Genomic DNA, 5,826 nt, shown 5'->3' with positions numbered 1-5,826 from the left:
CCCCTCTGTCGCCTCGGCTTCCGTCCTCGGCGGGGCTTGACCGGGGCCGGTCCGCCCCGGTTCCCGTGACGTCCGGGGGCTGCTGTCGGGCCCTGCGGGCGTCGTCCGCCTTTGAGTGGGACGCGAGGTCCGGTTCCTCGGGAGCTTCGCTGACGATGCCTGGGGGACGGGGTGAGCGGACAGTGGTGGGGCCGTGTCCAGGTCCGACACGCCGTTCACCACGGAAAAGACCAGCTTCGGCCGAATTCGCGGTGATTCGCGCGGCATCGACGGTGTATTCAGGGGGAATGTGTACGTTGGGGAGATCAACACTGCTGTGAGCTGCGGGGACGGGCCCCGTGGCGCAGCCTTTGAACCAGGAGGTCCCCGTGGCTCGAACCTTGTCGAGGGGCACCCGCGTGACCGGTGCCGAACGCACGCAACTGGCCGCCGAGCTCGCCCCGCGGTACGCCGCGGGCGAGAGCATCCGTGACCTGGCGGCCGAGACCGGCCGGTCGTACGGGTTCATCTACAACGTGCTGAAGGAGGCGGGGGTGCCGCTCCGCGGCCGCGGCGGCAACACCCGGCGCAAGAAGTCCTGACCCGCTCCCGAGACCGGAAGACACGCGCACATGAACGGACGTCCCCCTCGCCCCCCGGGGGGACCCCGCGCGCTAGGAACGGTCATGTGCCCCGGTGACCCCGAGGCGATCGTTCAGGCTGGCGAGGTCCGCGGCCGCCCGCCCGGCCACCCAGCCCTCGTAGTTGGAGACCGAACCCGCCCGACCCTTGGCGAGGTTCGGGAACATCGTGCCGACGGCCTCGTCGACGGCCCGGTCGCGCGCGGCCAGGACCGGGACCAGAACGGTCCCTCGGGCGCCCGCGGTCGCCCGGTCGGCCGCCTCGCGCAGCCGCTCCCCGATACGGGCGGCGTAGGCGTTGAGGAAGGCATGACGGAAAGAACGCGTCCTTGACCGTCCCCGCGCGTCGCGCCGGGGACCCGCGTGCACCATGGCGGACGTCGCCTGGACGAGCAGCGACGTGAACATCATCTCCACCGCGGCCAGATCGGCCGGGTAGCCCACGACCGTGGCGAGCCCCAGCTCCCGATGCCATACCGCCCTGCAGCGGTTGGCGCCGGCCACCACCGTCAGCAGGGCCGCCTTGGGGGAGTCGTACGGGTTGTCGACGGCGATGCGCCGTCCTGCGGGGCCTCCGATGTCGCCCGTCTCCGCGGCCAGCAACGCGTCGTCGATGCTGTGGCGCGCCATCAGCTCTTGGGCGCGCGCGCTGAGCGCCTCCGCCTCTTCGGGGAACTCGGTCGATTCGGCTTTGGCCAGAAGCGCCCTGACCCTGCCGAGCGTCCGCTGATCGACATCCCGCACCCGCTCGTGCGGCACCGCGCCGCCGCGTTCCGGGACCTCCGCTCCAGGCGAGTCCGTGCGCCGCGACGCGCCTGTGCCGGACGTGCCCGGAGGCGGGCCCAGACTGGGCAGTCTCGGCAGGCTCTCCAGCAGCTGGACGAGTTCGACCGCCCAGGGCACATAGAGCGCGTGCTCCACTCCTTCGCGCTCGCACCAGGCGTCCGGGTACCCGTCGTCGGTGTCCCACCACACTTCCGCGCCGACGGCGGCGAGCTGCTCGCGCCACCGGTCGTCCACGGTGGTGCCCGGGTAGGCCCGCATCTCGCCGGCGATCGCGTCCGCCGCGAGCCGCCCGTGCCTGGCGGTGCGGCGGCGGGACGCGAACCCCACCACGTCGGCGGGCTGCCAGCCGCGCTGCCAGGCCGTGGTGATCGCGCAGCGCAGCCGCACGGCCAGGCACCGGTGGACGGCGAGCGTCCATCCCGGCACGCCGGAGCGCCCGGTCAGCTCCGCCGCCGACCGCCGGGCCCCGGCGGCGTCCCCGAGGCGGAGCGCCCCCACGGCCCTGCCCACCAGCTCGTCGGCGGCCTCCGCGAGCGAGGCCGCGCCCGCCGCGCCCGCCGTGCCGCCCGGCTGTGAACGCCGCCGCGCATTCCGCACCGCCACTCCGTCCTCCGAGGCCGCATGAGCATGGATACGACGCATCCTGCCATCCGGCCACGACGGACTCGCCGTCCGGCGAACCCGTCCGGAGACGAAAGCCCCCGGCCGCCGGGGTCCGGGCGGCCGGGGGCTGCGAGGCGTCCGGCGGTCCTACCCGCCGGACGCCTCGCCGCGCATCTCCTCGATGACCACGCTCTGGTAGGCACGGGAGGTGTCGGGGACGTAGCTGAGCCGCGCGAGCGCCTTGCCCTCGCGGTCCCGGATCTCGAAGTGGTAGCCCTCCCCGGAATCGCCGACATGCGCCACGGCCTGGTCGTGCCGGAGCCGGCACATCGTGTCGACCTTCTCCAGCGCCACTTTCAGGCTCCCCGCATCGCTGATGAGCCGTGCCGGCTCACTCGTCTCCCAGATCTCGAACATTGTCGTGTCCTGTCGGCGGTGGGTCGGACGGAATGGGGCGGGGCATTCCAGACGTCGGAGACAGCTTGAACCCATTTGGTGGATCTTTCAATCAGTCCAGGTCTCGGATTGATCACTATTCGAAGTTGCGCCCACTCATAGCGTCATGTCTGCATGTGGTGCTGGATGCACGCTTTCGTCCATCACATCGGAATCGATAGGGTCGGTGCAGATACCGAACCAGATTCGGAAGGGGGCCGGAGTGGACTACCGGGTCGTGTCCATCGTCCGTGACCACGCCCGCGACCGGGGGACGTCGCCCGCCGTCACCGGCGACGGGCGGACCGTGAGCTACGCCGAGCTGGACGAGCGCTCCAGCCGGACCGCTCAGGCCCTGCTGGCGGCGGGGCTCGGGCCCGGCTCGCGGGTCGCCTACGTGGGCAAGAACGCACCCGAGTTCTTCGACCTGCTGTTCGGCGCCGCGAAGATCGGCGCGGTGACCGCCCCGGTCAACTGGCGCCTCACCCCGGCCGAGATCGCCGCCGTCGTCACGGACGCGCAGGCGCCGGTGACGCTGCTGGACGCCGAGTTCGCGTCCCTGGCGTCCGACCTTCCCGGACGGATCGTCCTGACGGGCGGCGACCACGAGGCGTGGCTCGCGGCGCATCCCCCCGACGACCCCGGTTTCGTCGGGGAGCCGGGCGACATCGTCGTGCAGCTCTACACGTCCGGTACCACCGGCGTGCCGAAGGGCGTCCAGCTGAGCAACGCCAACTTCGAGGTAGGGGAGAGGATGGCCCGCCGCTGGCGGCTGGACGGCTCGGCGGTGAGCCTCGTCCCGATGCCGCTGTTCCACATCGGCGGCTCGGGCTGGGCCCTTGCGGGACTCTACGCGGGATGCCGGCAGGTGCTGGTCCGCGACATCGACCCGGCGGCGCTGGTCGACACGTTCGAGCGCGAGCGGATCACCAACGCGTTCATCGTCCCGGCGGTGCTGCAGTTCATGTGCCAGGTGCCCGGCGCGGCCGGACGCGACTACTCCGCGCTGCGGGCGATCACCTACGGCGCGTCCCCGATCACGTCGGAGGTGCTGCGCCGCGCCCTCGACACCTTCAAGGCCCCGCTCTTCCAGCTCTACGGAATGACGGAGACGACCGGAGCGATCGTCCAGCTCGAACCCGAGGACCACGATCCGGAGGGGCCGCGCGCCCACCTGATGCGCTCGGCCGGGCGTCCGTACGACTGGGTCGAGGTGAAGATCGTCGAGCCGGGCGGGGACACCGAGCGGCCGGTGGGCGAGGTCGGCGAGGTGCTGGTCAGGTCCACGCAGAACACGCCCGGCTACTGGAACCGCCCGGAGGAGACCGGACGGCTCCTCGCCGGGGACGGCTGGCTCCGCACGGGCGACGCCGGCCATGTCGACGCCGGCGGCTACCTGTTCCTCACGGACCGGATCAAGGACATGATCGTCACGGGCGCGGAGAACGTGTACCCGATCGAGGTCGAGGAGGTCCTCGCCGCCCACCCGGCGATCGCCGACGTCGCGGTCGTCGGCGTCCCGGACGAGCGGTGGGGCGAGACCGTCAAGGCCGTCGTGGTGCTCGCCCCGGGGGCCGCGCTGACGGAGGACGAGGTGCTCGGGTACGCCCGGGAGCGGCTGGCCGGCTTCAAGCGCCCCCGCTCGGTCGACTTCGTGGACGCTCTGCCCCGCAACCCCAGCGGCAAGATCCTCAAGAAGGACCTGCGCGCGCCCTACTGGGAGGGCCTGGGCCGGACCATCGCCTGACCGCCGGGCCCGGACACCTGGACCGTGTGACGGCCCCGGCGCGGGCTCCCGGGCGTATCAGTCGTCGGCCACCGTGACGATTGTCTCCTTGGCGTCCGGTTCCGTGAAGCGGAGGAGCGCTTCGCCTTCGCGGGTCAGCTCGTCGAGGGCCGCCCTGGGGAGAGGCTCGAAGGGACGCAACCGCAGTGTGGCGACCTTGCGCTTGTACTCGGTCTCCCAGATGCCGTGGGCGAAGCCGTCCCAGAGGAACACGGCCCGGACGCGAAGGTTCTTGGTGGTGAGCAACGGCCGGTGCGTATCGGCGATGACGCGCCTGCGGTCGGCGTGCGCCAGGACGAGGCTGTCGAACTCGGGCAGGAAGCGCGCCGGTGCGTGGACGTCCTCGCCGGGCCTGGGCGCCTCGGGCAGGTCGAACAGGTCCGTGCCGCGGTCGTCGGCGAAGACGCGGAGGCCGGGGCGCAGGCGCTCCAGCGCCTCGGCGGCGGCCGAGAGCCCGGACCATGCCTGCGCGTCGGCGGCGGACGCGGGCCCGTAGGCCGCCAGGTACCGGAGCATCAGCTCGTCCATCGCCGGTTCGGGCGCCGGGCCGGTGCCCAGCCGGTCATCGGCCAGGGCGAACCGCGATGTCCGGGGAAAGCCCCATCTGTCCTGGGTCGGCACCATCACCAAGGGCACGCAGAGCCGGACGGCGTAGCCGAGGGCCCTGTCGTTGACGTCCGGGAACCGTTCCTGCAGCAGTGCGCGTACCTCGTTGAACGTGCGGGGCTCCTGTTCGAGCAGCGCGCGCGCCGCCGGGACGACCTTCTGCAGATCCATCCCCTTGGCCCGGTCGCCCAGGACGCGGAGAGCGCCGTCCAGCATCGGCTGCATCGTCGTCCGGAACGCCGTGTAGTCGGCACTGGTCATCAGGTGCAGGGTGGCGCGCATCATCGTGGCGCGGACGACCGACCGGTCATGCAGGGCGGCGGTCAGATCGGACGCATGGAAACCGTCCAGGCGCGTCCACAGGCCCAGGAACGGCGGCTTGGGCTCCTGCGCCTGCATGCCGAAGAGCCGTCCCACGGCCTCGGTAACCGGAAGCGGCTCCCGAGCGAGCAGGAGTTGCCGTGCCAGCGTGGCGCGGTTCATGGCTTGGACGCTCAGGGTCTCGTTCATCCGTCCAGAATGCCGTCATCGCCGTCCGGGCTCTCGCGCCGCGTCCGGGCACGCGGTCCGGACCAGAGAGTATCCGCAGGTCGAAGGGGCTGCGCATGCCTGGGGAGCCGCTGCCGGAGGGAGCGGAAACGAGCGACGGGCGCAGGGGTTACGGCACGAAATTTCCCAAAATGCACGTGCATCAGCCCTTGCACCTGCACGCCATCCCTAGCAGGATGATCCCCGGACCCCCGCACGTGAACTCCCCGGAGATCGCGATGAACGCACATTTGAGCGACAGTGACCGGCAGGCGCTGAGGCTTGCCCAGGATCTCCGCGAGGAGATGCGGGCGGCGCTCCCGCAGCTGCCGTCCGCCCCCTCTGTCTCCCCGTTCGTCGACCAGGCCGGGATGCCCAGCGTCCTGCTGCGCATGGACGCCGACACGGCCTCCGCGCTCATGGCATTGCTGGCCGAGCGCCGCACGGAGCAGGGGGGCGCGC

6 protein-coding genes are annotated in these 5,826 nt (G+C 71.9%); 3 read left to right on the top strand and 3 right to left on the bottom strand.

Annotation, left to right across the window (positions count from 1 at the left end):
- Window positions 1-368 precede the first annotated feature (368 nt).
- Window positions 369-581, top strand: coding sequence for a helix-turn-helix domain-containing protein (locus E1281_RS36445; protein WP_131884259.1), 213 nt, complete (start codon window positions 369-371; stop codon window positions 579-581).
- A gap of 72 nt (window positions 582-653) precedes the next feature.
- On the opposite strand, the gene E1281_RS36440 is transcribed toward E1281_RS36445, so the two are convergent.
- A complete protein-coding gene (locus E1281_RS36440; protein ID WP_131884258.1) occupies window positions 654-2,003 on the bottom strand; it encodes a DUF2786 domain-containing protein in 1,350 nt (449 codons plus the stop codon).
- Between the two features lie 153 nt (window positions 2,004-2,156).
- Window positions 2,157-2,426, bottom strand: a complete 270-nt coding sequence (locus E1281_RS36435) for a hypothetical protein (protein ID WP_131884257.1) — start codon at window positions 2,424-2,426, stop codon at window positions 2,157-2,159.
- A 241-nt stretch (window positions 2,427-2,667) separates the two neighbouring features.
- Here E1281_RS36435 and E1281_RS36430 point away from each other — a divergent pair, with 241 nt between their 5' ends.
- A complete protein-coding gene (locus E1281_RS36430; protein WP_207943716.1) occupies window positions 2,668-4,191 on the top strand; it encodes a long-chain-fatty-acid--CoA ligase in 1,524 nt (507 codons plus the stop codon).
- 57 nt (window positions 4,192-4,248) lie between these two features.
- On the opposite strand, the gene E1281_RS36425 is transcribed toward E1281_RS36430, so the two are convergent.
- Window positions 4,249-5,346, bottom strand: a complete 1,098-nt coding sequence (locus E1281_RS36425; protein WP_131884255.1) for a winged helix DNA-binding domain-containing protein — start codon at window positions 5,344-5,346, stop codon at window positions 4,249-4,251.
- A gap of 257 nt (window positions 5,347-5,603) precedes the next feature.
- Here E1281_RS36425 and E1281_RS36420 point away from each other — a divergent pair.
- On the top strand, window positions 5,604-5,826 hold a 223-nt coding region (locus tag E1281_RS36420), incomplete at its 3' end, for a hypothetical protein (protein ID WP_131884254.1).

This window comes from Actinomadura sp. KC345 (assembly GCF_004348515.1).
In the GTDB taxonomy this organism is placed as follows: domain Bacteria; phylum Actinomycetota; class Actinomycetes; order Streptosporangiales; family Streptosporangiaceae; genus Spirillospora.
This window is presented reverse-complemented; position numbering and strand designations above follow the sequence as displayed.